Source organism: Pseudomonas sp. NPDC088885, from assembly GCF_044750025.1.
GTDB classification, from domain to species: domain Bacteria; phylum Pseudomonadota; class Gammaproteobacteria; order Pseudomonadales; family Pseudomonadaceae; genus Aquipseudomonas; species Aquipseudomonas rustica.
Genome location: NZ_JBIVJB010000001.1, coordinates 346,155 through 372,634 on the forward strand (window position 1 = coordinate 346,155; position 26,480 = coordinate 372,634).

The following is a 26,480-nucleotide window of genomic DNA, read 5'->3' on the forward strand; positions in this document are numbered from 1 at the left end:
CGCCGGGACGCCGCACGCAGCGGCGCGCTCGGCGACGTGACGCAGGCTGTCAAAGTTGATGTTGGCGCCTGAGTCGATCGCCACGAAGGTTTGACCGCGCACGCCGCTTCGCGCCACGTATTGCTTGATGCCCGCGACGGCCAGGGCGCCGGAGGGTTCGGTGATTGAGCGCGTGTCGTCGTAGATGTTTTTGATCGCGGAACAGAGGTCGTCGTTGCTGACGGTGATCACCTCGTCCACGCAGAAACGACACACTTCAAAACCGTATTCACCGATCTGCGCCACGGCCACACCGTCGGCGAAGGTACCGACGTTGGGCAACACGACACGTTCGCCTGCGTGCAGAGCGGCTTTCAGACACGCGGAATGTTCGGATTCGACACCGATGATCCGCACTTCCGGGTGCAGGTATTTGATGTACGCGGCGATGCCGGCGATCAAGCCGCCACCGCCTACCGGGATGAAAATGGCATCCAGCACGCCTTGGTGTTGCTGAAGGATTTCCATGGCCACGGTGCCTTGTCCGGCGATCACGTCCGGGTCATCGAAGGGGGACACGAAGGTGCGGCCGGTTTCTTCGGCCAATTGCAGGGCATAGGCCAACGCAAAGGGAAAGCTTTCACCGTGCAGCCGCGCTTCCGCGCCTCGACTGCGTACGCCCAGCACTTTCAGTTCAGGGGTGGTGCACGGCATGACGATGGTCGCGGCGATGCCCAGTTCGCGCGCCGCCAATGCCACGCCTTGCGCGTGGTTGCCGGCCGATGCGGTGATGACGCCTTGTGCCTTCTGCGCATCGCTCAGTTGCACCAGTTTGTTGTAGGCACCACGGATCTTGAAAGAGAACGTCGGTTGCAGGTCTTCGCGCTTGAGCAGGATGCGGTTGCCAAGCGCTTCGGACAACGCCGGGGCTGCCTGCAATGGCGTACGCACAGCCAGGTCGTACACGGGAGCGGCGAGAATCCTTTTCACGTAGTGCTCAAGCAGGGCTTGCTGGTCGTTGGTGTAACTCATGCTGATCTCCTTGATAGCGATTCGGTCTCGCTCATGTAGGAGCTGCCGCAGGCTGCGATCTGTTGATCTTCAATAATCAACATCAAAAGATCGCAGCCTGCGGCAGCTCCTACATGAGCGGTATTTCGAACCCCGGAGACAGAAAGTAAAAACCCGCCTCTAGGGCGGGTTGGGTGCTGCAGTCGTGAGCTAGCCCGCCAAGTGAGGAATGGCGGTAATAATAATGCTTGGCTGGCAGCGCAATACGTAGGTAGTCATGGCCTGAAAATTAGCCTGAACGCTGCTGGCACGTCAATGGCCAATTTTGCGTGGCGCGGGTAATCTGGCGATTCTGCTCATCAGTTCAAGGAAGGAATGCATGATGTCTGTCGCCCTACCCCTCACGGCTTTGCTGGCTTTTTCCGGTTACACCGTTTCGGTGATGCTCCAGGCTGAACAGTCGCTGATTGATTTTGGGATCAGCTTGATGTCGCGGCCCGACACAGCGCAGGTGGTGATTGATTTGTATCTGCTGGCGACGTTGGCCGGGGTTTGGATGGTCAAGGATGCCAAAACTCGCGGGCAGTCGGTTTGGTCGGTGGTGCCTTATTTGTTGCTGACGGCGGTGTTTGTGTCGGTGGGGCCATTGTTGTATCTGGTGGTTCGTGGTGTTCGGGAGCGTAGGAAGATCAGCAGTTCGGCGAATGCGGGCTGATCCGGATTTTTTGGCGTTTGGGAAATAGCTTTCGCGAGCAAGCCCGCTCCCACAGGGGATCTATGCCATTGCGCAGATCCATTGTGGGAGTGAGCCTGCTCGCGATGGGGCCGGGCCAGACAACACAAATCACCTGGCCAAGCGCCTCAGCCCAAACAACATCCCCCCCGCCCCCATCAACATCACCAGCAAAAACACCGGATAAGACACCCACCACGGTGTCCCCGCCGTCATCATGCTGAACTCCGACATCCCGCCAATACTCGCGATCAGGTTCAGCGGCAAAAACACCACGTTGATCAACGTCAGTTTGCGCAGCAGGTTGTTCATGCTGTTGTTCATCAGGTTACCGCGCGCGTCGATCAGCCCGGAGAACACCGTTGAGTAGATTTCAGCCTGTTTGTAGCACTGGTTGTTTTCGATGATCAGGTCATCGATCAGGCCGAGCGCCTCGCTGGAAAAATGCTGTTTCTCGGCGTGATTACGCAGCCGTGTCAGCACCGCGCCGTTGCTGTGCAGGGCGTTGATGTAATAGATCAGGCTCTCGCTGAGATTGAACATCTGCACCAGATGCTGGTTCTGCATCGAGGCGTTGAATTTTTGCTGCAACTCGCGGGCGACCAGTTTGATCACCTTCAGGTGACCGAGGTAGTGATGGATGTTGTTGAACAGCAGATCAAGCAGCACATCCAGCGGCGTGTTTAATGGCTGCCGAGTGCCGAGGCCATGCAGCGGTGTGTCGTCGGTGGCGATCACCAGCAATTGCCCCGGCGCGAACAGCAAGCCGCAGGACGACACCTCAAAGGCCAGGCTACCGCCACCGGAATAGTTTTCCGGGCGTTTCCAGATCAGGAACAGATGATCGGGGTGAAACTCGATGCGCGAGACTTCGTCCGGGTCGAGCGCCGAGGCCAACGCGTGTTCATCGACCTTGAAATGACTGTGCAGCAAGTCGCGCTCGGCGGCGTCGGGATTGCTGAACAGCATCACCTCGGCGTCCAATCGTTCAACCCGCTGTAACGCGCCGTGGCTCAGTGAGAAACTGCTGATCATCGGCAGATCACCACGCTTGCCCGCGACGTTTGAGTTCCAGCCGCCGCACAAACTCTTCCAGCACCAGCGAATACAAATCGTCCTGTAAATACGCGTCTTCGATGCCTGCATCGAGGTTCGGGTTGTCGTTGACTTCGATCACCACCACTTTGTCGCCGGCCTGTTTCAGGTCGACGCCGTAGAGGCCATCGCCGATCAGGTTGGCAGTTTTCACCGCAAGGTCGACGACCGCGCGCGGCGCTTCATGGATCGCCATGGTTCGGCATTCGCCGTTAACGTCCTGGCCTTTGGCTTTGTGGTTGTAGATCTGCCAGTGGCCCTTGGACATGAAGTATTGGCAGGCGAAGATCGGTTTGCGATTGAGCACGCCGATGCGCCAGTCGTATTCGGTGTAGAAGAATTCCTGGGCCAGCAACAACACCGAGTGCTCGAACAATTCCGCGGTGGCTTCGAGCAGCGCTTGTTGGCTTTCGACTTTGATCACGCCTCGTGAAAAACAGCCGTCGGGGATCTTCAGCACCAAGGGAAAACCGAGGCGTTCGCCGACCCGTTCGAAGTCTTCGGGTCGCTCTTTGTAGAGGATTTCGGTGGCGGGCATGCCCAGTTGATGGCTGTTGAGCAGATCCGTCAAATAGACCTTGTTGGTGCAGCGCAGGATCGACGTCGGATCGTCCATCACCACCAGCCCTTCGCTCTCGGCCTTCTTGGCGAACCGGTAGGTGTGGTTGTCGACGCTGGTGGTTTCGCGAATCAGCAGCCCGTCGTACTCGGCCAATCGTGCGTAATCCTTGCGCTCGATCAACTCGACATCGATGCCCATGGTTTTGCCGACCCGGACGAAACTTTCCAGTGCTTTGGGATTCGACGGCGGCAAGGCTTCCTGTGGGTCGTGAAGAATAGCCAGGTCATAACGCGCAACTTGCGGCGAGCGCGGCACACGCCAGACTTTACGACTGAAACCGTCCAGCGCATTGGCAAACTGATCTTCCTGATCATCGCGTAACTTGTGCAACGCACCGGACTTCACGCCCTCGATGTGCCAACCGTTAGTTCGGCGAAACTCAACTAACAGAATCGGACAAGGAAACACTTCAAACAACTGCCGCGCCAGATCCTGCAACGGCTCGATATGAGTCCTGCCGAAATACAGTGTCAAGGTAAACCCTTCGGTATCGCTGTAGAGGTGATGACTAAGGGCTTTTTCCAGGGTTTTATCCAGGTCATCCAGTGCCAGGCCATAAAGTGATTTTTTCGTCAGTTCGCTGATGGTACGCACCGACGGAATCACCTTGTGCCCACGGGCTTCCGCCAGCAGCGAGCAGTAATAGCCATGGCCCAAGTACTTGTAGCTGCGGCACAGGTTGATCACTTGAACCCGTTTCCCAGGCTCGCTTTCGCGTGTTTGCTCGAGGTATTCCTGAGCGGTGACGATGTCTTCGCTGGGAAAATAAGAAGCCCAATCTTCCTTGCGCTCGACAATGATCAACACTTGACTGGAGGTTCTAACCGCTGGTTTTAAATAAGTTGCCGTCGGCAAACTTTGCTCGGATACTTCGCGCCAATGACCCTGTACCGCTGACATAGAGATTGATCCGTTGGAGAACAAGACCTTTTCTATTAAGCACGAAGTTTTACGAAAGTCTCGTTTCGTTACGCAACTTTTACGGTGGTCATATGAGTACTGTTTTTCGCCTGGCCGTAGTTGAAGACTTGCCGGCGTTGCTGGCATTGGAAATGCAATGTTTCACCACGGATCGGCTCACCAGTCGCAGTTTTCACTGGATGATTACGCGCGCCCATGCGCAGTTGCTGGTCGCAGAACGCGATGAACATCTGCTCGGTTACGCGCTGGTGCTGTTTCATCGCGGCACCTCGTTGGCGCGGCTGTATTCGATAGCCCTGGCTGCCGAGGCTCGCGGCACAGGGCTGAGCAAGCAATTGCTGCAGAAAATCGAGGCCTGCGCGCTGGAACATGATTGCGCTTATCTGCGTTTGGAAGTGCGTACCGACAACCCCACCGCCATTGCCCTTTATGAGCGCAACGGTTACCGAAGTTTTGCGCTGATCCACGATTACTACGAAGACCACGCCGATGCGTTGCGCTTGGAGAAACGCATTCTCCAGCACCGCGACTCACGTAGCATCACGGTGCCTTACTACGCGCAGACTACCGACTTCACCTGCGGCCCGGCCTGTCTGTTGATGGCCATGGGCGCCTTACAGGCCGGACGCTTGCTGGAGCGTCGTGAGGAATTACAGATCTGGCGCGAGGCGACGACCGTGTTCATGACCTCCGGCCATGGCGGCTGCAGCCCTCAAGGTTTGGCACTGGCGGCGTGGCGCAGAGGTTTTCGCGTGCGTTTGGAGCTGAGCCTGGAGGGGCCGCTGTTCCTTGATGGCGTACGCGATATGCATAAAAAAGACGTCATGCGTTTGGTGCATGAAGAGTTCACTGCGCAACTGGCAGAAACCGATGTGGAACGTGTGATCGGCGCAACAGTGGATTTGCCGCGATTGCTCGACGCCGGTGGCCAGCCTTTGCTGCTGATCAGCAGCTATCGTCTGACCCGCTCAAAATCACCGCACTGGGTTGTAGTGACCGATTGCGATGAGGACTTCGTTTACCTGCATGACCCCGATATCGATCACAGCCAGCACCGACAACCGATGGACTGCCAGCACGTGCCAGTCAGCCATGGCGAGTTTGAAAAAATGTGCCGATTTGGCCGAGGAAAACTACGCGCCGCAGTGGTGCTATTCCCCCAAAACCTATAGCCACCAAAACCCCTGTGGCGAGGGGATTCATCCCCGATGGGCAGCGAAGCAGCCCTCTCTTCCTGGAGAAGCTGCACAATCCATCGGGGATAAATCCCCTCACCACAGGTATAGAGCGCTCTCAGCGCCTTACTTCAAGCCAAGCTTGTACAACGAACCCTTCGACTCATCCGTAAGCACATACAAATAACCATCCGGCCCTTGGCGCACATCCCGAATCCGCTCTTTTAGCTCGCCGAGCAAACGTTCCTCATGCACCACCTTATCGCCATCAAACTGCAACCGGATCAACTCCTGCGTCACCAATGCACCAATAAACGCGTTGTGCTGCCATGGTTTAAACCGGTCAGCATCGTAAAACGCCATGCCAGACACACCCGGTGATTTCTCCCAGACATGGTGCGGCGCAACCGTGCCTTCAGCCGTTTTACCCTGCGCTTCAGGGATCGGCTGCATCGAATAGTTGATGCCGTGAGTCGCCAGCGGCCAGCCGTAATTCTTCCCACGCTCGATGATGTTCACCTCATCGCCACCGCGTGGGCCGTGCTCGTTTTCCCAGAGCGTGCCGTTCCAAGGGTTGAGCGCCGCACCCTGCGGGTTACGCTGACCATAAGACCAGATTTCTGGACGCACACCGGATTGCCCGACAAAGGGGTTATCGTCCGGCACTCGGCCATCGGGATAAATGCGTACGACCTTGCCTTGCAGCTTGTCGAGATCCTGAGCGGTTGATCGATCATTGTTTTCACCCAAAGTGATAAACAGATAGCCGTCGCGATCAAACACCAGCCGTGAGCCGAAGTGATTGCCAACCGAGAGCTTCGGCTCCTGGCGGAAGATCACTTTGAAATCCTTCAGCGTTTTCAAATCATCCGACAGGCGCCCCCGCCCGACCGCTGTGCCGGCCTTGTCGCCCTTGCCACCACCTTCGGCGTAAGACAGGTACACCATGCGATCCTGTTTAAAGTCCGGCGACAGCGCTACATCGAGCAAACCACCCTGCCCCTTGGCCCAGACTTGCGGTACGCCACTGATTGGCTCGGACAACTTGCCGTCCGTGCCCACTACACGCAGATTGCCCGGCCGCTCGGTTACCAACATGCCTTGGCGTTCCGGCAAAAAAGCCAGTGCCCAAGGATGGTCTAGTCCTTGAGTAATCGTGGTGACTTCGAGGATGCCCTGTTCGCTTTTCAGCTCTTTGGGCGCTGCGGCGAATACCGGAGCACTGATCAGAACGCCGGCACACAGGCTGGCCAGTAGGGTTTTACGCAACATGCACGATTCCTTATGTTCGCTTGAAAGGCTGACAGAACCTCAGTCCTGCCGTTCAACGGTTGCTGTCGGTACCCCGTGAGGGTGGATTGGGAATAAACGTCGGCGGTGTACTTGGCACCGAACGAATCGGCTGGCCGTTGCCGATGCCACGGTTTTCCACGGTGGGCGTACGCGGCGTCGGCGCAGTGCTCGGCCCACGAATCGGCGGGTTGCTCGGCTGAGTGCCTTGCATGCTGTTGGGGTTGGCCCGGCGGATCGGACTGTTGTAGGGATTATTACTGTTGCCGGTCGGACTCTGCGCCAGCCACAGCGTCGAGGCTGGCACCGAGACGCCCGCATAAGCCCAACCCACGCTCAAGCCGAGGACGGCGATGCCAAGCAGAATTCGGTTCATGGGGCAGCCTCTCGATGCAAGTGGATTAGAGCCTTCGAGTCCACGCTACGCCCAGGGTTCGCATTTGTTAAGTCACAGGCTTTAAACAACATGTAACCAGACACGACCGCTGGCCCCAGAGCCCGCGCAATCACTGGAAACTTTCACGCTGGGCCACAGGTCACCTGATCATCACTTGGGAGATCATCACCATGGCTCGGGCAATCTGGAAAGGCGCGATCAGTTTTGGACTGGTTCACATCCCCGTCGCGCTGGTTTCAGCGACATCGTCCCAAGGCGTGGACTTTGACTGGCTCGACAGCCGTAGCATGGATCCGGTGGGCTACAAACGGGTCAACAAGGTCACCGGTAAAGAGGTCACCAAAGAAAATATCGTCAAAGGTGTGGCCTATGAAAAGGGTCGTTACGTAGTGCTAAGCGAAGAGGAAATCCGTTCGGCACACCCGGTCTCTACGCAAACCATTGATATCTTTTCTTTTGTTGATGCCGAGCAGATTCCACTGCAAAACATCGACACACCTTACTACTTGGCGCCCGACAAACGAGGCGGCAAGGTGTATGCGCTGCTTCGGGAGACGCTGAGCAAAACCAACAAGGTCGCCCTTGCCCGCGTCGTTTTACATACTCGTCAGTACCTGGCGGCGCTGATGCCACTTGAGTCGGCACTGGTGTTGGTGAAGCTGCGCTGGCCGCAGGAGGTGCGCAGCCTCGATACACTAGAGCTTGGGAGTGAAGTGACCAAGCCGCAACTGGCAAAGGGTGAACTGGACATGGCCAAACGGCTGGTGCAGGACATGAGCGCGGACTGGAAGCCTGAAGATTACAACGACGAGTTTGAAGACAAGATCATGGCGCTGGTGGAGAAGAAAGCCCATGAAGGCAAGATCGAGGATGTCGAAACGGTGGGTGGCGAGGAAGAGCGAAAGACTGCCGATGTGATCGATTTGACGGAGCTGCTGAAACGCAGTCTGGGCGGGAAAGCGGCGGCGAAGCCGAAGGCCAAAGCCGCGCCAGCGAAGAAAACGAAGAAAGCGTCAGCCAACTGACAGGTTGCTTTTGCGAGAGTCATGTAACCCAGCCAGACAAACGCCATGTAGGAGCTGCGGCACGCTGCGATCTTTTGACTTTGAAGTGTGTAAAAAACAAGATCAAAAGATCGCAGCCTCGTTGCACTCGATAGCTCCTACAGGAGGATCAGATCAGGATAAAGATCGCCAACAAACTACCGAAGATCGCCCACTTTTCCATGTAGTACAGCTTGCGATTACGTTTTTTCAGCTCTTTACCACGCAGACGAATCTTGTAGATCCTGGCAAACAGACGGTTGATGCCGCCAGTCCGGTCACCGGCATCGTTCGGCGCACCCGCCGCGGACATTACGTTACGGCTGAACCAGCCATTAAACGCCGCCGCCCAGCGATATTTCATCGGACGCTCGATGTCGCAGAACAGGATGATGCGGTTCTTATCAGTGGTGTTTTCCGCGTAGTGAATGAACGTTTCATCGAACATCACCGCTTCACCGTCACGCCAGTGGTAGTTTTCGCCATCGACGTTGATGTAGCAACCGGCATCATTTGGCGTATCGAGACCCAAATGATAACGGTACGAACCGGCGTACGGGTCACGGTGTCGCACCAGTTTCGAGCCCGGTGGCAGTTCGGCAAACATGGCCGCTTTGATCGAGCCGATGCTTTGCACCAGTTCGGTGGTGCGCGGGCACAGTTTCATCGCCGACGGATGGCTGTCGCCGTACCACTTCAGGTAGAAGCGCTTCCAGCCAGTCTTGAAGAACGAATTGAAGCCGACATCGTTGTACTGATCCGAGCGTTTGATCTCGCCGGCACGCAGCAGATTCTGGCCTTCTTCACGGATTTCCTGCCAATGTTCCTGCAATGGACTCAGATCGGGAAACTCCGACGGATCCAGATATGGCTTGTTCGGTTTTTTCGAAAACAGATAGAGGAAGCAGTTGATCGGCGCGAGAAACGACGAATGATCGCTCAGTTGGCGACCCAATTTGTGCCGCACCCGTCCACGAAGATGAACGTATGCAATGGAAATGACATAAATAGCAGCAATGATGAGTTTCACGGAAATCGTCACATGTCAGTAGTGAACAAACTGCGCGCCTAAAGGCCTCTGGCCCGGCGTCTGATGCAGTGGTCGGATTACAAATGGCACGTCCCTGAGCCCGCGCCGTTGAAGGCCGCTGGGTGAATGGATGGCATTTTAGCCACACTTTGTATCCGATAGTGAACCTATAAGTGTTAAAAACTGTCCCGGGTGTGCGCCAATCAGCGGTCATGGCGTGTTCGCCCTATCGTTTAGAGCGCCAGACCAGTACAATTGCCGCCAAACTTTACGCGCCCCCCTTGGTTGATGCCGGGACTTTCCCGCCTCAGCGCACTTTGACTCGGGCCAAGCGCTCCGGCCGCACCCTCGCTACTCAGAATGCTTCGCAGGAATAACTCTTGATCTCTACAGCTAACATCACGATGCAGTTCGGCGCCAAGCCGCTGTTCGAAAACGTTTCGGTCAAATTCGGCGCGGGTAACCGCTACGGCCTGATCGGCGCCAACGGTTGCGGCAAGTCGACCTTTATGAAAATCCTCGGCGGTGATCTCGATCCGTCCGGTGGTCAGGTCATGCTTGAGCCGAACGTACGCCTGGGCAAGTTGCGTCAGGATCAGTTCGCCTACGAAGAATTCACCGTGATCGACACCGTGATCATGGGTCACGAAGAGCTGTGGAAGGTCAAGGCTGAGCGCGACCGCATCTACTCGCTGCCGGAAATGAGCGAAGAAGACGGCATGGCCGTGGCCGAGCTGGAAACCGAATTCGCCGAGATGGACGGTTACACCGCCGAATCCCGTGCCGGTGAACTGCTGCTGGGTCTGGGTATCGGCATCGAACAGCACTTCGGCCCGATGAGCGAAGTGTCGCCAGGCTGGAAGTTGCGTGTGTTGCTGGCTCAGGCACTGTTTTCCGATCCGGAAGTGCTGTTGCTCGACGAACCGACCAACCACCTGGACATCAACACCATTCGCTGGCTGGAAAACATCCTGACCCAGCGTAACAGCCTGATGATCATCATCTCTCACGACCGTCACTTCCTGAACAGCGTGTGCACGCACATGGCTGACCTGGATTACGGCGAGCTGCGCCTGTTCCCGGGCAACTACGACGAGTACATGACTGTGGCGACCCAGTCCCGCGAGCAACTGCTGTCGGACAACGCCAAGAAGAAAGCACAGATTTCCGAGCTGCAATCGTTCGTTAGCCGCTTCTCGGCCAACGCCTCGAAAGCCAAGCAGGCGACTTCCCGCGCCAAGGCGATCGACAAGATCCAACTGGCCGAGGTCAAGCCTTCGAGCCGCGTGAGCCCGTTCATCCGCTTCGATCAGAACAAGAAGCTGCACCGCCAGGCAGTCATCGTCGAGAAGATGGCTAAAGGCTTCGACGGCAAACCATTGTTCAAAGATTTCAGCTTCCAGGTTGAAGCCGGCGAGCGCGTCGCGATCATCGGCCCGAACGGTATCGGCAAAACCACCCTGCTGCGCACTCTGGTCAACGAACTGACCCCGGATGCCGGTAGCGTCAAGTGGACCGACGCCGCTGAACTGGGCTACTACGCTCAGGATCACGCGCACGACTTCGAAGACGATGTCACCCTGTTCGACTGGATGGGTCAGTGGACTCAAGGCGAGCAGATGATTCGCGGTACTTTGGGCCGCATGCTGTTCTCCAACGACGAGATCCTCAAGTCGGTCAAAGTGATTTCCGGTGGTGAGCAAGGTCGCATGTTGTTCGGCAAGCTGATTCTGCAGAAGCCGAACGTGCTGATCATGGACGAACCGACCAACCACTTGGACATGGAATCGATCGAGGCGCTGAACCTGGCGCTGGAAAACTACCCGGGCACGCTGGTTTTCGTCAGCCACGACCGTGAGTTCGTATCGTCCCTGGCCACGCGCATCATCGAACTGAGCCCGGATGGCGTGACTGACTTCAGCGGCACCTACGATGACTACCTGCGTAGTCAGGGTGTGGTGTTCTAAAAGCAGCTTCGAGGTTTGAGCTGCTAGCTGCAAGTTAAAGGCCCTGTCCATGTGACGGGGCTTTTGCATTTGTAGGAGCCGAGCTTGCTCGCGAAGGGGCCATCAGCTTCAGCAACGGTGTTGAATGTTACGCAGCCTTCGCGAGCAAGCTCAGCTCCTACAAGGACGCAGCAGCTGGGATGCTTTAATAGTTAGCCTGCTTCCTTTTATCCCTCACCCACGCCATCATGCGAACTCTCCCACCGCCGCCCGCGAACGAGTCCTCATGTCTGCGCAGCAACTGCCACCGCAAAGCTCCATGGCGATCACCCTGCAGATCGTTTCCATCGTTTTCTATACCTTTATTGCCTTCCTCTGCATCGGTCTGCCGATCGCGGTGTTGCCCGGTTACGTCCACGAGCAACTGGGTTTCAGCGCAATCATTGCCGGGCTCGTCATCGGTTCACAGTACCTGGCCACTCTGCTCAGCCGCCCGATGGCCGGGCGCATGTCGGACACCATCGGCACCAAACGGGCGATCGTGTATGGCTTGCTGGGGATTGTGCTGAGTGGCGTGCTCACCCTGTTTTCGACGCTGTTGCAAAGTTTCCCGCTGACCAGCCTGCTGATTCTGATTCTCGGGCGTTTGCTGTTGGGCGTCGCGCAGGGTCTCATTGGTGTCGGCACGATCAGTTGGTGCATGGGCCAGGTCGGCGTCGAACACACGGCAAAATCGATTGGCTGGAACGGCATCGCCTCGTATGGCGCGATTGCGATTGGCGCGCCGCTGGGCGTGGTGATGGTCGCTGAATACGGCTTCGCCAGCCTCGGGATTGCCCTGTCGGTATTGGCTGCGGGCGCGTTGCTGTTGATCCGCAACAAACCTTCGGTACCGGTGATTCGTGGCGAACGTCTGCCGTTCTGGGCAGTGTTCGGGCGCATTGCCCCGTTCGGCGCAAGCCTGACCTTGGCGTCGATCGGTTACGGCACGCTGACCACGTTCATCACACTTTATTACCTCAACCGTGGTTGGAGTGGCGCGGCGTACTGCCTGACGGTGTTTGGCGTGTGCTTCATTCTGTCGCGACTGCTGTTTATCTCAGCGATCAGTCGTTTCGGCGGTTTTACCTCGGCGATTGCCTGCATGACCATCGAGACTGTGGGACTGGTGATGTTGTGGCTCGCGCCCTCCACCGCGTTCGCCTTGATTGGCGCCGGGTTGGCTGGGTTTGGTCTTTCGCTGGTGTATCCAGCGCTGGGGGTTGAGGCGATCAAACGCGTGCCGAGTTCCAGCCGTGGTTCGGGGCTTGGGGCTTATGCGGTGTTCTTTGATCTGGCGTTGGCGATTGCCGGGCCATTGATGGGCGCGGTGGCGTTGAATCTGGGCTATTCGTGGATTTTCTTCAGTGCGGCGCTACTGTCGGTGATCGGGTTGGGGCTGACCCTACTGCTTAAACGCCGAGCAACAACCCAAGCCTGAAATGCGATCAAAACTGTGGGAGCGGGCTTGCTCGCGAAGGGGTCGTATCAGACAACGCATGGGTTGAATGACACACCGCTTTCGCGAGCAAGCCCGCTCCCAAAGGGGACGTCGGTGTAGCGCAGAGCGGGTTATTGATCCGCGGTCTGCATCCCGGCCCGCGTCGGTTTACCCAGCGCATGCGAGAAGAACCGGCCAGCCTCGGAGATCAGGTTGCGGTGAATGTCTTCTCGATCCACGCCATCAGCGTCGGTACACAACGCCGGCATCGCCATGAGCTGCTCTTCAGTGCACGGCGCCATAAACACAAAGTGCCCTGCCCCGGCCAGCAACTTGAAGTCCGGCGCGGTCGGCAGTTTGCGCGCCAGCGCGGCGGCGTTTTTGTCGAAAGCCACCAGTTTGTCGCCATCACCGCTATAAAGAAGCACCGGCACGTGCACGTCGGCCAAGGTATGACGGCCGAATTTAAGACTCAGCGGCGCCATTAACAGCAAGGCATGTACGCGCGGATCGGCGACAGGCTGCAAATCATCGCGATCCACAATCAACTCGCCCTTAGTATTGCAGGCATCGCGATCGTCAGGACGCTCTTGGCAGTAGCGACGCAAGCGATCCAGATCCGGCTGCGCCCCCGAAAGGATCAGCGCGGTCTCACCGCCTGCCGAATAGCCGATCACCCCGACCTGGTCAGCGTTGACGAATGGCGCAAGCATTGGGTCGCCAAGCGTGGCGGTAATCGCTTCGGATATCTGGATCGGCCGCCCGTAGAGGTTGCTGAGGGTACCGAGCCGGCTGTGATCCTTGGAGTTGTCGCCGGGGTGAATGACCGCTACGACGACGAAGCCTTTACGCGCCAGTGAGGTCGCGAGGTCATGCAATGCGAGCGGCGTGCCGGTGTTGCCATGGGACAACATCAGCATGGGAAAACGGCCAATGGCGATTTTGGTGTCTTCACCCGCCTCGACTGTGTAGCCCTCAAGCAGCGCGGTATGCTCACGATCGCTGGAAGGATAGAAAGCGATGGCGCGCATCGGTTGCAGATCCAGCGGATCAAGGAACGTCATTTCGTGATAGCCGACGCTCCAGCGAGGGTGCAACCCGGGGGCGGCGTGCACTGTATTCAGGCTGCCTAGCAGGCAAATCAGTAACGTTGCACAAAGACGCATCATCGGATGCCCCACCCTGTTGTTACTCAATCGAAAGATCCGCCGTGTTGCGAAGGCCGAAGCGCCGAGGATTCGGCCTTAGGCGATGGCAATACACTCAGACGCTGTTCGTTTAACTGCATAACCCGGGCCAGATTATGTAACAGTCAGAAACAAAAAACTCCGTATTTGGCCCTTGCAGAACCAGAATACAGAGTTTTTTGGGTGTTACCTGAACAACAGCTGTTCTTTACGCAAGCCTTACGCAGCGGCGAACAGTTGCTCGCTGATTTTCGCTTGAGCAGCGGTCATCGCGTTGTTGCGTACTTCGTCGCCGTACGCCAGACCTTCAGCGCGAACGATTTCGATGTCGGTGATGCCGAGGAAACCCAGCACCAGCTTCAAGTAGTCTTCGTGAGCAACGCCGCTCGCTTGACCGGCGTGGATGCCGCCAGCGGTGGACACGATGACGACTTTCTTGCCACCGCACAGGCCTTCAGGGCCGGCTTCGGTGTAACGGAAAGTCTGGCCGGCAACGGCGATGCGGTCGATCCAGGCTTTGAGTTGGGTTGGCACGGTGAAGTTGTACATCGGTGCGGCGATGACGATCGCGTCAGCAGCGATGAATTCGGCCAGGGTGGTCGCGCTCAGGTCGGCTTCGTGCTGTTGTGCGGCGTTGCGCAGCTCAGCGGTGGTGCCGGCGGCAACCAGGGTAGTCGACGAGAAGTGGCTGATGGCGTCAGCGGCCAGGTCGCGGTAAGTGACCACGGCGCTCGGCTCGGCGACTTGCCAGGCTTTGGTGACTTGGCTGCTCAACTGACGGGAGGCCGAGTTGTCGCCCAGAATGCTCGAATCGATATGCAGCAGTTTCATGCGGAATCTCCTGGAATGCATCGCCTGTGGCGACTGAATGGAGACAATCCTACGCAAGAAACCAATGGATGATTAGCCGCCGACAATGCGATAGTTTGTCCCACTGATAGAACAGTTGGATTTCCCTGATGCAAGATCTCAACGATCTCTACTATTTCGCAAAAGTCGTCGAGGCCGGTGGCTTTGCGGCGGCGGGCCGTTTGCTGGGCATTCCCAAGTCACGACTGTCGCGGCGAATTGCCGAACTCGAAGAGCGCCTTGGCGCGCGTCTGCTGCAGCGCACCACACGCCAGCTCAATCTCACTGCGGTCGGCGAGCGTTATCTGCGCCACTGTCAGGCGATGTTGCTGGAAGCGGAAATGGCTGACGAGGCCGTGGCGAGCATGTCCAGCGAGCCACGCGGTCGATTGCGCGTGTCGTGCCCTACCGGGTTGGCCCATGAAATGTTGCCGATGGTCATCAGCGACTTTCTCGGCAAGTTTCCGCAGGTACAACTGGAAGTGGTGCTACTCAATCGACGGGTGGATCTGGTCACCGAAGGGATTGATGTCGCGTTGCGCGTGAGAGAACTGGGTGACGAAGATCCGTTGTTGGTGACCCGTCGCTTGCGTCAGGCGCAAATGGTGGTGATCGCCAGCCCGGCTTTTCTTGAAGGCAAGACGATCGAGCATCCGCAAGACCTGAAAAATCTGCCGGTGCTCGGCGCGCTGGAAGCTGATCGCATGGTGCATGTGCGCCTGCTCGATCAACACGGCAAGAGCTTCGAGCTAAGCATGGAAGCACGTTTGGGGATCGACGATTTTGTGGTGCGCAAGGCCTGCGTACTGGCCGGTCAGGGCTTTACGCTGTTGCCGATGATGTATTGCGAAAGCGAACTGCAAAACGGCACGCTGGTGCAGATGCTGCCGGAGTGGTCGCTGCCCGGCGGCTGGCTGCAAGCGGTGTACCCGCATCGTCGCGGGGTGATGCCGGCGGTGCGCGCGTGGATCGATCATCTGGTCGAGTCGTTCAATGCCTGTGGGGAGCGGTTGCTATGACGAAAGGAAAAATGAGCGAAGCGGACGTCGCCGCGTTTTGCCTGGGCCTGCCCGGTGCTCGGGAAGATTACAAATGGGGCGGCGTGCGCGTGTTCTCGATTGCCGGCAACAAGATGTTTGCCTTGCAGGGACTGCGCGGTGATTCACTGGCGTTCAAGGTTGACAAGGATCTGTTCCTCGGCCATTGCGACCGCCCGGGGATTCACCCGGCGCCGTATTTGGCAAGGGCACAGTGGATCATCATGCACCCGCCCTACCCGCTGGGCGCTGAGGAGTTGCGCGGATTGTTGCAGCGCTCGCACCAGTTGGTGGTAAGCAAATTGCCCAAGAAAACCCAGATCGGCCTACTGCTGTAAACCCAATCCCCTGTAGGAGCTGCCGAAGGCTGCGATCTTTTGATTTTGATGTTTAAAAAGAAAAATCAAAAGATCGCAGCCTTCGGCAGCTCCTACAGGGGGAGTCGGTATTTGTTTAGAACAGGGCCAGCAGGTTCGAGCCGAGGAATATCTGGTCGATCCAGAACACCTGGTGCAGCGCAACGATCATCCAGAACAGCACCTGAAACGACACCTTGCGCGTCTTGTGCCGAAACACTTGCTGGGCGATCAACGCACCCGGCCAGCCGCCGGCCAGTTCCACGGCGTGAAGGATGTTCTCCGGCGTGCGCCATGCATCGGCGCGGGCCTTGCGTTTATCTGCCCAGTACAGAAAAAACGCCAGCACGCTGACAATCCCGTACGCCGCCAAAGGCACCAGCGAGATCCCGCGCAGCCACATCGACAACGAGCCGAACAACGGCAACGCGAGAACGATCAGCAGCACCACCAGTTTCAATTTCAGATGCTGAATGTTGCCGCCCGAAGGTCGCCCTTCCGGCCGGCGTGCGCGGGAATCACTCATGGCTTGGCTGCCGACCAGTCCACCCAGCCAAACTGCCAGGTCGCCAGAATCACCAGACCGAAGACGATCCGGTACCAGGCGAACGCCGCGTAGCTGTGGCTGGCGATGAACTTGAGCAAGCCTTTCACCGCGATCATGGCGAAGATGAAGGCGGTGACAAAACCAATGGCGAATACTGGAAAGTCCGCCGGCACAAACAAGTGGCGGTACTTGAAGCCCGAGTAAACCGCTGCACCGACCATGGTTGGCATGGCGAGGAAGAACGAGAACTCGGTTGCGGTTTTGCGCGACAGACCGAAAAGCAAGCCACCGATGATCGTCGAGCCGGAGCGCGAAGTCCCCGGAATCATTGCCAGACACTGGGCGAAACCGATTTTCAAGGCGTCCGTCCAGCGAATCTCATCGACCGTTTCGGCATGCACTTCATGCTGACGCTTTTCCGCCCACAACATGATGATGCCGCCAATGACCAGAGCCGCCGCAACGGTGATCGGGTTGAACAGGTACTCATGGATCAGGTCGGCAAAAATCACCCCCAATACCACTGCCGGCAAGAAAGCGATCAGCAGATTAGCGGTAAAACGCCGCGCGCTCGGCTGGGTCGGTAAACCGATGACCACGTCGAGAATCTTGCGGCGAAATTCCCAGACCACCGCGAGGATCGCGCCGAGCTGGATGATGATATTGAACGCCATGGCCCGTTCGCCGCCGAAGTTGAGCAAATCGGCAACGATGATCTGGTGTCCGGTACTGGAAATGGGCAAAAACTCCGTGAGCCCCTCTACAACTCCAAGTATCAGTGCCTGCAAGGCGGTCCAAAGATCCATCAATCCCCCAAAGAGCGATGCACGCCGGCATGCCCCGATAGTATTTTTCTTACGTTCACTGCGATCAGCGTAGCTGTTTATGGCTGTACCGATTCCGCGCGCACAGGATCCACACGAAATGGTCAAAATTCCGTGAAATATCAACTTGGATTCAGGTTTTTACGCGCGGGGCCGAAATCCTATCAGACAAGCCGTAAAAGCGCTGCCGCGTTATACGACTTGGGTCGCGTAGGCCGCATCACCGAATCGTGGTTGGATGCTGGCGATGGTTTATGACAATAAAAAGAACCCGGAGTGACAGCGTTATGAACAGCTTGCGCAGTGTGTCGATCAGCCGACGCTTGTGGCTCATTTTGGTGGTAGCGGTTGTGATGTTGTTGACGTTGGGTGCGTTGATGCTCAAGCAGATCCACGCCGACCTCTATCACGCCAAAGCCCAGAAAACCCAGCATGTGGTGCAAACCGCCAGCGGTCTGCTGACCTATTACCACGACCTGGAAACCGCCGGCACCCTGAGCAAAGAGGCCGCGCAGAAGCAGGCGCTGACTGCGATCCGCGGCCTGCGCTATGACCAGAACGACTATTTCTGGATAAACGACCTCACGCCCGTGATGGTCATGCACCCGACCAACCCCAAACTTGAAGGCCAGAACCTTTCGGCAATCCGCGATCCGGACGGTTTTGCGGTGTTTAACGAGATGGTCGCCATCGCCAAAGCCAAGGGCGCTGGCATGGTGGATTACCGTTGGCCAAAACCCGGTGCCAGCGAACCTGTGGCCAAGACTTCGTACGTCAAACTGTTCGAGCCGTGGGGCTGGGTGCTTGGCTCAGGCGTGTATATCGACGACGTACAGGCCGAATTTCAGGGTCAGGTGATCAAAGCCTCGGCGATTGGTCTGGCGATCGCCGTGATCATGGCGCTGCTGGTGATTCTGATTGCGCGCAGCATCGTCCGGCCGTTGCAGGAAACCGTGAACGCCATGGCCAACATCGCCAGCGGCGAAAGCGATTTGACCCGCAGTCTCGATACCCACGGTCAGGACGAAGTCACTGAGCTGGCGCACCACTTCAATGCCTTCACGGCCAAGCTGCGCGGGGTGATCGGCGACTTGCAGGTCTCGGCCAGTGCGCTGGGGGTGTCGTCCAGCGAACTGGGCAACGATGCCTCGCAGGCGCAGCAACGCAGTCAGCAGCAATCGCAGCAAATGGAGTTGGTAGCCACCGCGATCAACGAGGTGACCTACGGCGTGCAGGACGTGGCGAAAAACGCCGAGCACGCGGCCGCCGAAATGCGCGACGCCGAAGCGCAGGCACAACAGGGACAGATCAATATCGATGGCAGCTTGCAGCAAATCGACAAACTGTCGGGGACGATTGATCAGGCGGTTGACGTGATTCGCACATTGGCTACCGAGAGCACGCAGATTGGCAGTGTGCTGGAAGTGATTCGTTCGATTGCCGAGCAGACCAATCTACTCGCGCTCAACGCTGCTATCGAAGCGGCGCGTGCTGGCGAACAGGGTCGCGGTTTTGCGGTGGTGGCGGATGAGGTTCGATTGCTGGCGCAACGGACGCAGAAGTCGACGGCGGAAATTCAGACGATGATTGAGCGTTTGCAGAATCATTCCGAAGCCGCCGTTAAGGTGATTGGCGACAGCAGCAAGGCTTCGCAGTTGACCATTGAGCAAGCAGGACTGGCCGGGGCCAGTTTGAGTGCGATTGGCCAGGCACTGCGCAATCTGAATGGCTTGAACGCTTCGATTGCCAGCGCCACGCTGCAACAGGCGCATGTGGTTGAGGACATTAACCAGAACGTGACGCAAGCGGCCGGGCTATCGCACAGCACGGCGTTGGCGGCGGAACAGTCGAGTGTGGCCAGCGTACGGCTTGCGCAACTCAGCGAACAGCTGAACGGCTTGCTGCGCCAATTCCGTGTCTAACCCCCCAATTGCCTGTGGAACACTAATCCTGTGGTGAGGGGATTTATCCCCGTTGGAGTGCGCAGCGCTCCCAAACCCGGCAACCGCGGTCTTCCAGATAGAACGCGTTCTGCGGTTTTGCGACGGCTGCGCCGCCGAACGGGGATAAATCCCCTCGCCACAGGGAAATTTGTTGCCAACAGTGCGTGTGCGGTAGCTAACGCCCCTTAGCCGTCTCTGGGTACAATCCGCCCCCCTTCAACTCCCCCAAGGAAGACTCATGTCCGGGCTCGAACTGTTTGCCGCCGCTCTCGGTGTGATTGCCGTGTGGCTGACGGTTAAACAGAATCCGCTGTGCTGGCCGATCGGGCTGGTCATGGTGTTGCTCTACAGCTGGATCTTCTTTGAGGTGAAGCTGTATTCGGACATGTTGCTGCAAGTGATCTATGCCGCCCTGCAAGTCTACGGCTGGTGGCAGTGGACGCGGGCCGGGACGATGCATGACGGGCGGCAGGTCACCCGCCTTGATCAGCGTTCGATTCTGTTGGGGCTGGGTGTCGGCGCGGTTGGCAGTTTGTTGCTGGGCGCGGCGATGGCGCACTGGACGGATGCTGCGCAACCTTGGCTGGACGCAGCGCTCACCGGTTTTAGCCTGGTCGCGCAGTTGTGGATGGCGCAGAAACGTCTGCAATGCTGGGCGCTGTGGTTTGTGTTGGATGTGATCTTCGTCGGGTTGTTCATCTATAAAGGCCTATACCTCACCGCTGCGCTGTACGCCTTGTTCACCCTGATCGCCGTGCAAGGCTGGCGTGAATGGCGGGCGGATCCGGCGTTGCGCACATGAAAGTCGTGGTGCTCACCGGCCCTGAATCGACGGGCAAGAGCTGGCTCGCCGCCGGCCTGCAAAAGCAATTCGGCGGGGTTCGGGTGGATGAGTACGTGCGCCGGTTCATCGAAGATAATCCGCGCGATACTTGTCTGGCCGATATTCCCGCAATCGCCCGTGGCCAGTTGCAATGGGAAGATGAGGCGCGCGCGCAGCGGCCAGCGCTGCTGATTCTCGACACCCACCTGTTGAGCAATATCCTCTGGAGCCAGACGCTGTTCGGTGATTGTCCGGACTGGCTGGAGCCCGAGCTGTTGGCGCGGCATTACGATCTGCACCTGTTGCTGTCCCCTGAGCAGATCGACTGGACGGATGACGGTCAGCGCTGCCAACCGGATCTGCAGGAACGTCTGATGTTCTTTCGAGCCACACAAAACTGGCTGGAAAAACACCAGCAGCCCTTTCAAATCATTCAAGGCAATTGGGCCGAGCGACAGGCGCAAGCCGTAGCCGCGGTCGCAGATCTATTGGCTGAGTGATCAGCGACGTGGGGCTTTTGCCCCACTAATTTCCCCTGTTCTGGGGCAATTGTGTCCGTTTCTGAAACACTCGCCCGAGTGCAAAGTGGCCGTTTCAACGCCCTTCATCGTTTTGTCATGCCGCTTGTTACGCTGATGAAACACATCCCCGCAAACCCTTGTTCCAGAGCTTTGTTCAGCGAACAGACAGATCTTCTGGCCAAGCACTGTTTCAGCAATGAAACATCACGTGTTTCAGCCCTGCGAACTTTTCCGATAAACCATTGAAAAACCGTCTTTTTTAAAAAGCGGCACAGCTTTCGCTCTCTCCTTCCCAACGCTGACTAGGGCCAGCCCACTGAAGAAGGAATTGCCGCCGTGGGGAATATCAAAAAAGGCTTCACCTGCCTGGTGCTGATCGGATCTGCAGCCAGCACATTCATCAGTTTCAACGCTCAGGCCGAAGGCAACGGCGTGATTGTGCTCAATCGCGATGTGCAGGTTCATTCGATCGGCCGCGAGAGGGGCAAAGACCCCTACCCAACCACCGTCAACGCCAACCCTTCGGCACGCGTCAATCAGGCCGTGAACAGCGGTGAACTCAGCGATGGCGAGTTTGCCAGCGTCGCCAGCGGTTCCTCCATCAGCGGCACCATCATGAATCAGAACGGTGCGCTGCCCGGTACCAACGTCATCACCAACCCCAACGGGTTGCCCGGTATGAGTGCCGGTCACGGTGGCGGCAGCGGCGGCAGCATTTCCAACACCATCAATCGCTCTCTGAGCACCGGTCTCGCCCCGCTGACCCGCATGGCTGGAGGCCAATGAGATGAATCGCACTCTACTCATTCTGGCCCTGCTCAGCTGCACCAGCGCCATGGCCGACTCCAGCAACAACAACGCAGACATTCAGAACACCGGCATCCAATACAAAGGTAACTACAACGTTAACCAGGCCGCCGGCGACCAGATGCAACAAACCAACACCAAAGCGATCGCCATCGGCACCAATGCCAGCGCATCGACCAGCGTGATTCAGCGCATCGACACCCCGGCCGAACGCTCGGCAAATGCCAGCGCGAACATCGGCGGCAACTCTTTCAGTAATGGTAACGGGATTCTGGGCGTGAACCAGGGTGCCGGGGCCAACAACCAAATGGCCAACGTTACGCGCGTCAGCATCAGTGCTGCCCCGCAGAGCGTTGACGATAGCGCCCTTTCGCAACAGAACGTGGCGTTGTTACCGAGCTCAGGAGCAACTGGTACCTCAATCGGCAGTCGCCAGGTCACGACGAGTGATCAGGCCTTCACCGGCAGCCGCGGGGTAATCCAGGTGAACCAGAGTGCCGGGGTGGGGAACCGAATGGCTAACACCCTGAGCATCCGGGTCGCAGACTGACCCAAACAATAAAAGCTGTGCAATTAGAAAGTACCAACACTTAACCAACTAATAAGCACGATGGAGAAACACCATGAAACCTACAATGGCTCTCAAACCACTGGTTTTCGCACTTGCAGCAGTGATGGCAATCGCAGCACAGGCAGGCGGTCGTGATGACGATCACGGTCATGGTAACGGCGGCCACAATAACGGTGGTCATAACAATCAACCAAAAGGCCCTACTCTCGAAGAGCTTCTGCAAATCGGGGCCGGCGCTGGGGCTGCTGTACTCGACTCGCAAAACAGCGATAGCAACATCGTTGGCAACCAGGGCACTAAAAACAATGCCACTGTCGATAACTCGGCGAACGGTTCCAACGGCAACCTGGGCATGAACAACACCGCCGGCGACGGCAACCAGCAAGACAACGCTGCTGCACTGGCCACTGCTGACGAAAGCTTCATCTTCGGCACCGCCGTTGCTGTTTCCAGCGCTACCCAGGTTAACAACAACAACGCTGTGGCTAACGCCTCGACGACTAACAATGCTAGCTTGAACAATGTGGGTAACGGCGGTTCCGGCAACATTGGTATCAACAACAGTGCCGGCAACTTTAACCAACAGAAAAACAACCTGGCAATTGCTGTATCGGGTGGCCGTGTAGCGAATGCTGCCGCTGCAGCCAACCAAAGCTCCACCGGTCTGACTGTGGCCAACTCCGCCACTCAAACCTACAAAACCACTACCCTCACCGGTACTGTCGCCGCTCTTGGCGCGTTCGGTGCAGTTGGCGAAGCAACCATCAAAGGCGATAGCGGTCACGGCGGTGGCGGCTATGACGATCGTGGCCACGGTGGCAACGGTGGTAGCAAAGATCAGAAAGCTACCTTCGAAGCTGTGGGTGTCTTCGGTCTGGCTGGCGTAACCACTCAACAAGTGATGACTCCAGATGGCTGGAAAAACCCTGTGACCAACAATGCCACCCTGAGCAACGTTGGCAACAACTTCTCCGGCAACGCTGGTTTCAACAACGCCGCCGGTGTTGGCAACCAACAAAGCAACTCGCTGTCCATCGCCGCAGGTTGCAAAGCCTGCATGTAATCGCGATCGAACTGAAAGCCCCGGCAACGGGGCTTTTCCTTCAGTCCGCCAAGGCGTATCGATCATGCGTAAAACTGCCCTTATCGCTTTGCTTTGCCTGTCTGGCTTGAGCCAGGCGGCGCAAATGCCAGTGGCCGCCCTCCCCGGTGGCGTACTCATTTACAAGGATGTGCAGAGCATTCGTGAGCGCAAGTTTGCCGACATCGTCGAACAGAAAACCGACTTCAGCTGCGGCGCTGCTGCACTGGCGACGGTGTTACGCCAGGCCTATTGGCTCGACGTCGATGAGGAGCACATCATCAAAGGCATGCTGGTCAACGCTGACCAGGACCTTGTCCGTACTCAAGGTTTTTCCATGCTCGACATGAAGCGCTACATAGAAAGTATCGGCATGCGCGCCAGGGGCTACAAGATTCCACCGGAGAAGCTCGACGCAGTAACAATCCCGGTGGTGGTACTGATGGAAATTCGCGGCTACAAGCATTTCGTCGTGCTACAGCGTTCGGATAAGGATTGGGTTTACATCGGAGACCCGGTGCTGGGACACAAACGCTATAAACATGATGATTTTGTCAAAGGTTGGAACGGCATCGTCTTCGCCATTGTGGGCCCCGGTTATGACAAGGCAAACGCACTACGCAGCCCACCGGTACCGCTGACCGCGAAGAACAAGCTGGATGGCTTCAACCCTGTCAAAGATGCTGAATTGATGGACTTCGGATTCATTCAGAGCGACTTCTTTTAATCGCCGCTTATAAAAAAATGGGACTGGATGTCCCGGGAGCAGCAGATGAAAACCTCATACTGGCTGGCCGCCGCCTGCCTGGCCGCGAGTGCGTCAGGCTATGCCAATGCAGGATTCACACCCATCGAAATAAAAGATCAGGAGCTCTCTGAGCTGCGTGGTCGGTATGTCATGCCGGGGCGGATTATCAGCTTCGGCATTGTTATGAGCAGTACCTGGCGCAACGCCAGCGGCGATCTGATCGGTGCAGCCGCCTCGATGCAGATCCAGCAATCCACGATCAAACCCGAATTCTATGTTTCGACCATCAAAGAGGCGGGCAATATCGTCAATTCGGCGCAGAACGCCGTCGCCAGCGCCAACAATGGCGGCGCCGCCCCAACGACCCAACCGGCCCAACAACAAGGCACCGGCACCATCATTGGTGGCGCAGCCTTGAATACCAGCCAGGGCGTAACGCAAAGCGTGCGCGCAGCCGGTGATGACAATACCGCTTACAACAATGTTGCGATCAACGTCAAAGAAGCCAGCCAGGCCCCCGCCATTACGCCTTCCCAAGGCCAGGCTTTGATTGCAGGCCAGACCATCACCGGCAGCAACGCCGCCGGCAATGTCGCGGTTTCCGCTACCGGCGGTGGCGTGCAAATGGCAATTCAGGCCAGCGGCAATCAGGGCACCGCCCTGCAACAGGTTGCCCAGAGCGGACTGCTGCAGAACACCCGTTTGCTGGGCAGTTCGAACGTGGTCAATAACATGACTCAACTCAACGTTGTGTTGAACAATAACGGCATGAGTGCCGGCGCACTGGATTGCAACCTGACTCAACTCAGGGCCCTACGCAACATAGGATATTGAACTACGCTGAGTCTCGATCATTGGGCTTAAAGGGACGGCTTTTTCATGTATCGATCAGTATCACTGCGTGCTGCTGTATGTCTGAGTACGCTTCTCCCGGCGGCAATGTTGCAAGCTGCACCTGACGCCGATGTAGAAGCGCTAAAACAAGAACTGATGGAACTCAAGCAACGATACGAAGTGCAACAAAAAGCCCTGGCGGTCCTTGAACAACGTGTCCGCCAGGTCGAAGACCAACCCGCTGCGCCGCAACCCAAACGCCTGGTGAAATCGCCGGCCGACCTCAGAACTCAAAAAGTGGCGGCCGCAACAGGGACTGGTGCAGCAGCCGCGTCGGGGGGCGCAGCCGGAGGGGGCACGGGCAGTTCTTATGGCCAATCACTGGCCGATGATTCGCAACCCGCGCAATCGGTATCCAACCTTTACGACGAGGCCAGCGGCTTCTTCGGTGGCGGTCGTTTCAGCGTTGAAACCGGTATCACCTATTCGCGTTACGACACTCGTCAACTGGCGCTCAATGGCTTCCTGGCGCTGGATTCGATCTTTCTCGGCAGCATCAACCTTGACCGGATCAAGGCTGATACCTGGACCCTCGACCTGACGGCACGCTACAACTACAACAACCGTTGGCAGTTCGATATCAACGCTCCAGTCATTTACCGCGACTCGACTTACCAGTCCGGCGGTGCGCAAGGCGGCGCATCGGGCGCCCTCAGTGAACAGGATGTCACTCAGGATCCGACCCTTGGCGATGTCAACGTCGGCGTGGCGTACAAATTCCTCGACGAATCGCCAAACCTGCCGGATGCGGTGGTCACGTTGCGTGTCAAGGCGCCAACCGGCAAGGATCCTTTCGGGATCAAGCTGAAACAGGCTCCGGGCGACAACACCAACCTGTTCGTGCCTGACAGCCTGCCGACCGGTAACGGTGTCTGGTCGATCACGCCGGGCATCTCGCTGGTGAAAACCTTCGACCCTGCCGTGCTCTTTGGTAGCTTGTCCTACACCCATAACTTTGAAGATTCGTTTGACGACATCAGTCCACGGGTCAACGAGAAAATTGGCGGTAAAGTGCAACTGGGCGACAGCTTCCAGATCGGCGCCGGTGTAGCGTTCGCATTGAACGAGAAGATGAGTATGTCGTTCTCGGTCTCCGACCTGGTGCAACGCAAGAGCAAGATCAAACAGGATGGCGGCGATTGGGAGTCGGTTGTCTCCAGTGACGCCAACGCCGGTTACTTCAACATTGGTATGACCATCGCGGCCACCGACAACTTGACGATCGTGCCTAACCTGTCCATCGGCATGACCGAAGATGCGCCGGACTTTTCCTTCAGCCTGAAATTCCCGTATTACTTCTAACTACAGAAATCTGTAGGAGCAGAGCTTGCTCGCGAAGGCGTCAGTACATTCAATATTGATGTTGAATGTACCGGCCTCTTCGCGAGCAAGCTCGGCTCCTACACTGGTTTGTGGTGCAAATTAAACTGCGCGTACGCCATGATTCTGTAGGAGCAGAGCTTGCTCGCGAAGGCGTCAGTACATTCAATATTGATATTGAATGTACCGGCCTCTTCGCGAGCAAGCTCGGCTCCTACACTGTTTTGCGGTGCAAATTAAACTGCGCGTA

General features: G+C 57.3%; 25 protein-coding genes and 2 pseudogenes. 17 read left to right on the top strand and 10 right to left on the bottom strand.

The window, feature by feature from the left end:
- Window positions 1–21 precede the first annotated feature (21 nt).
- Window positions 22–1,011, bottom strand: a pseudogene (ilvA, locus tag ACIP1X_RS01320) (threonine ammonia-lyase, biosynthetic); the annotation flags it as partial.
- A 358-nt stretch (window positions 1,012–1,369) separates the two neighbouring features.
- Here ilvA and ACIP1X_RS01325 point away from each other — a divergent pair.
- The gene (locus tag ACIP1X_RS01325; protein ID WP_400748584.1) at window positions 1,370–1,705 is read left to right on the top strand and encodes a DUF2834 domain-containing protein; all 336 of its coding nucleotides are present in this window, start codon (window positions 1,370–1,372) and stop codon (window positions 1,703–1,705) included.
- 129 nt (window positions 1,706–1,834) lie between these two features.
- Here the strand turns inward: ACIP1X_RS01325 and ACIP1X_RS01330 are convergent, their stop codons facing one another.
- A complete protein-coding gene (locus ACIP1X_RS01330; RefSeq protein ID WP_212549427.1) occupies window positions 1,835–2,758 on the bottom strand; it encodes a magnesium transporter CorA family protein in 924 nt (307 codons plus the stop codon).
- Between the two features lie 7 nt (window positions 2,759–2,765).
- On the bottom strand, window positions 2,766–4,340 hold the full coding sequence (locus ACIP1X_RS01335; RefSeq protein WP_400748587.1) for a RimK family protein: 1,575 nt from the start codon (window positions 4,338–4,340) through the stop codon (window positions 2,766–2,768).
- Between the two features lie 92 nt (window positions 4,341–4,432).
- Between ACIP1X_RS01335 and ACIP1X_RS01340 the strand changes: the two genes are divergently transcribed.
- Window positions 4,433–5,533, top strand: coding sequence for a GNAT family N-acetyltransferase/peptidase C39 family protein (locus ACIP1X_RS01340; RefSeq protein ID WP_400748590.1), 1,101 nt, complete (start codon window positions 4,433–4,435; stop codon window positions 5,531–5,533).
- A 129-nt stretch (window positions 5,534–5,662) separates the two neighbouring features.
- On the opposite strand, the gene ACIP1X_RS01345 is transcribed toward ACIP1X_RS01340, so the two are convergent.
- Together ACIP1X_RS01345 and ACIP1X_RS01350 are read right to left on the bottom strand one after the other, a co-directional pair.
- Complete coding sequence (locus ACIP1X_RS01345) at window positions 5,663–6,808, bottom strand: PQQ-dependent sugar dehydrogenase (protein ID WP_400748593.1); 1,146 nt, start codon at window positions 6,806–6,808, stop codon at window positions 5,663–5,665.
- 52 nt (window positions 6,809–6,860) lie between these two features.
- Entirely contained in the window at window positions 6,861–7,202 is a 342-nt protein-coding gene (locus ACIP1X_RS01350) for a hypothetical protein (protein WP_400748596.1), read from the bottom strand.
- A 191-nt stretch (window positions 7,203–7,393) separates the two neighbouring features.
- Between ACIP1X_RS01350 and ACIP1X_RS01355 the strand changes: the two genes are divergently transcribed.
- A complete protein-coding gene (locus tag ACIP1X_RS01355) occupies window positions 7,394–8,248 on the top strand; it encodes a Ku protein (RefSeq protein WP_400646914.1) in 855 nt (284 codons plus the stop codon).
- Between the two features lie 148 nt (window positions 8,249–8,396).
- On the opposite strand, the gene lpxO is transcribed toward ACIP1X_RS01355, so the two are convergent.
- The gene (lpxO, locus tag ACIP1X_RS01360; protein WP_053120461.1) at window positions 8,397–9,296 is read right to left on the bottom strand and encodes a lipid A hydroxylase LpxO; all 900 of its coding nucleotides are present in this window, start codon (window positions 9,294–9,296) and stop codon (window positions 8,397–8,399) included.
- Between the two features lie 380 nt (window positions 9,297–9,676).
- On the opposite strand from lpxO, the gene ACIP1X_RS01365 reads away from it, so the two are divergent.
- A complete protein-coding gene (locus tag ACIP1X_RS01365) occupies window positions 9,677–11,263 on the top strand; it encodes an ABC-F family ATPase (protein ID WP_082341426.1) in 1,587 nt (528 codons plus the stop codon).
- 265 nt (window positions 11,264–11,528) lie between these two features.
- Complete coding sequence (locus tag ACIP1X_RS01370; protein WP_159811353.1) at window positions 11,529–12,722, top strand: MFS transporter; 1,194 nt, start codon at window positions 11,529–11,531, stop codon at window positions 12,720–12,722.
- Window positions 12,723–12,853: 131 nt separating this feature from the next.
- Here the strand turns inward: ACIP1X_RS01370 and ACIP1X_RS01375 are convergent, their stop codons facing one another.
- Together ACIP1X_RS01375 and ACIP1X_RS01380 are read right to left on the bottom strand one after the other, a co-directional pair.
- Window positions 12,854–13,891 carry a dienelactone hydrolase gene (locus tag ACIP1X_RS01375; protein WP_282357606.1) on the bottom strand — a complete coding sequence of 346 codons (1,038 nt, stop codon included), beginning with the start codon at window positions 13,889–13,891 and terminating at the stop codon, window positions 12,854–12,856.
- 237 nt (window positions 13,892–14,128) lie between these two features.
- Complete coding sequence (locus tag ACIP1X_RS01380) at window positions 14,129–14,740, bottom strand: FMN-dependent NADH-azoreductase (protein WP_400748598.1); 612 nt, start codon at window positions 14,738–14,740, stop codon at window positions 14,129–14,131.
- 128 nt (window positions 14,741–14,868) lie between these two features.
- On the opposite strand from ACIP1X_RS01380, the gene ACIP1X_RS01385 reads away from it, so the two are divergent.
- Together ACIP1X_RS01385 and ACIP1X_RS01390 are read left to right on the top strand one after the other, a co-directional pair.
- Entirely contained in the window at window positions 14,869–15,777 is a 909-nt protein-coding gene (locus ACIP1X_RS01385; protein WP_400748601.1) for a LysR substrate-binding domain-containing protein, read from the top strand.
- Window positions 15,774–16,133: an MmcQ/YjbR family DNA-binding protein gene (locus tag ACIP1X_RS01390; RefSeq protein ID WP_159811356.1), complete on the top strand. Its 360-nt coding sequence runs from the start codon at window positions 15,774–15,776 to the stop codon at window positions 16,131–16,133. Before ACIP1X_RS01385 ends, ACIP1X_RS01390 begins: the two co-directional genes overlap by 4 nt.
- A gap of 115 nt (window positions 16,134–16,248) precedes the next feature.
- Here the strand turns inward: ACIP1X_RS01390 and ACIP1X_RS01395 are convergent, their stop codons facing one another.
- Together ACIP1X_RS01395 and ACIP1X_RS01400 are read right to left on the bottom strand one after the other, a co-directional pair.
- On the bottom strand, window positions 16,249–16,677 hold the full coding sequence (locus ACIP1X_RS01395) for a DUF1294 domain-containing protein (protein ID WP_400646926.1): 429 nt from the start codon (window positions 16,675–16,677) through the stop codon (window positions 16,249–16,251).
- Window positions 16,674–17,504, bottom strand: coding sequence for an undecaprenyl-diphosphate phosphatase (locus ACIP1X_RS01400; RefSeq protein ID WP_282357602.1), 831 nt, complete (start codon window positions 17,502–17,504; stop codon window positions 16,674–16,676). Before ACIP1X_RS01400 ends, ACIP1X_RS01395 begins: the two co-directional genes overlap by 4 nt.
- A gap of 395 nt (window positions 17,505–17,899) precedes the next feature.
- Here ACIP1X_RS01400 and ACIP1X_RS01405 point away from each other — a divergent pair.
- The 10 genes and pseudogenes from ACIP1X_RS01405 to ACIP1X_RS01450 all read left to right on the top strand — a co-directional run.
- Window positions 17,900–18,586 (top strand): annotated as a pseudogene (locus ACIP1X_RS01405) (cache domain-containing protein); the annotation flags it as partial.
- Window positions 18,587–18,709: 123 nt separating this feature from the next.
- Entirely contained in the window at window positions 18,710–19,444 is a 735-nt protein-coding gene (locus ACIP1X_RS01410) for a methyl-accepting chemotaxis protein (protein ID WP_400748971.1), read from the top strand.
- 259 nt (window positions 19,445–19,703) lie between these two features.
- On the top strand, window positions 19,704–20,267 hold the full coding sequence (gene pnuC / locus ACIP1X_RS01415) for a nicotinamide riboside transporter PnuC (protein ID WP_159811360.1): 564 nt from the start codon (window positions 19,704–19,706) through the stop codon (window positions 20,265–20,267).
- On the top strand, window positions 20,264–20,788 hold the full coding sequence (locus tag ACIP1X_RS01420; RefSeq protein ID WP_400748973.1) for an AAA family ATPase: 525 nt from the start codon (window positions 20,264–20,266) through the stop codon (window positions 20,786–20,788). The genes pnuC and ACIP1X_RS01420 overlap by 4 nt, the downstream gene beginning before the upstream one ends.
- 357 nt (window positions 20,789–21,145) lie before the next feature.
- Complete coding sequence (locus ACIP1X_RS01425; RefSeq protein WP_159811362.1) at window positions 21,146–21,595, top strand: hypothetical protein; 450 nt, start codon at window positions 21,146–21,148, stop codon at window positions 21,593–21,595.
- A 1-nt stretch (window position 21,596) separates the two neighbouring features.
- Window positions 21,597–22,166 (top strand): adhesin, encoded by a 570-nt coding sequence (locus ACIP1X_RS01430; RefSeq protein WP_400748606.1) that lies wholly within the window; start codon window positions 21,597–21,599, stop codon window positions 22,164–22,166.
- 73 nt (window positions 22,167–22,239) lie between these two features.
- Window positions 22,240–23,250 carry a hypothetical protein gene (locus ACIP1X_RS01435; protein WP_053119822.1) on the top strand — a complete coding sequence of 337 codons (1,011 nt, stop codon included), beginning with the start codon at window positions 22,240–22,242 and terminating at the stop codon, window positions 23,248–23,250.
- 64 nt (window positions 23,251–23,314) lie between these two features.
- Window positions 23,315–23,995, top strand: coding sequence for a C39 family peptidase (locus tag ACIP1X_RS01440; RefSeq protein ID WP_053119820.1), 681 nt, complete (start codon window positions 23,315–23,317; stop codon window positions 23,993–23,995).
- A gap of 45 nt (window positions 23,996–24,040) precedes the next feature.
- Window positions 24,041–24,850 (top strand): hypothetical protein, encoded by an 810-nt coding sequence (locus tag ACIP1X_RS01445; protein WP_159811364.1) that lies wholly within the window; start codon window positions 24,041–24,043, stop codon window positions 24,848–24,850.
- Between the two features lie 45 nt (window positions 24,851–24,895).
- On the top strand, window positions 24,896–26,212 hold the full coding sequence (locus ACIP1X_RS01450; protein ID WP_053119816.1) for a transporter: 1,317 nt from the start codon (window positions 24,896–24,898) through the stop codon (window positions 26,210–26,212).
- Window positions 26,213–26,480 lie beyond the last annotated feature (268 nt).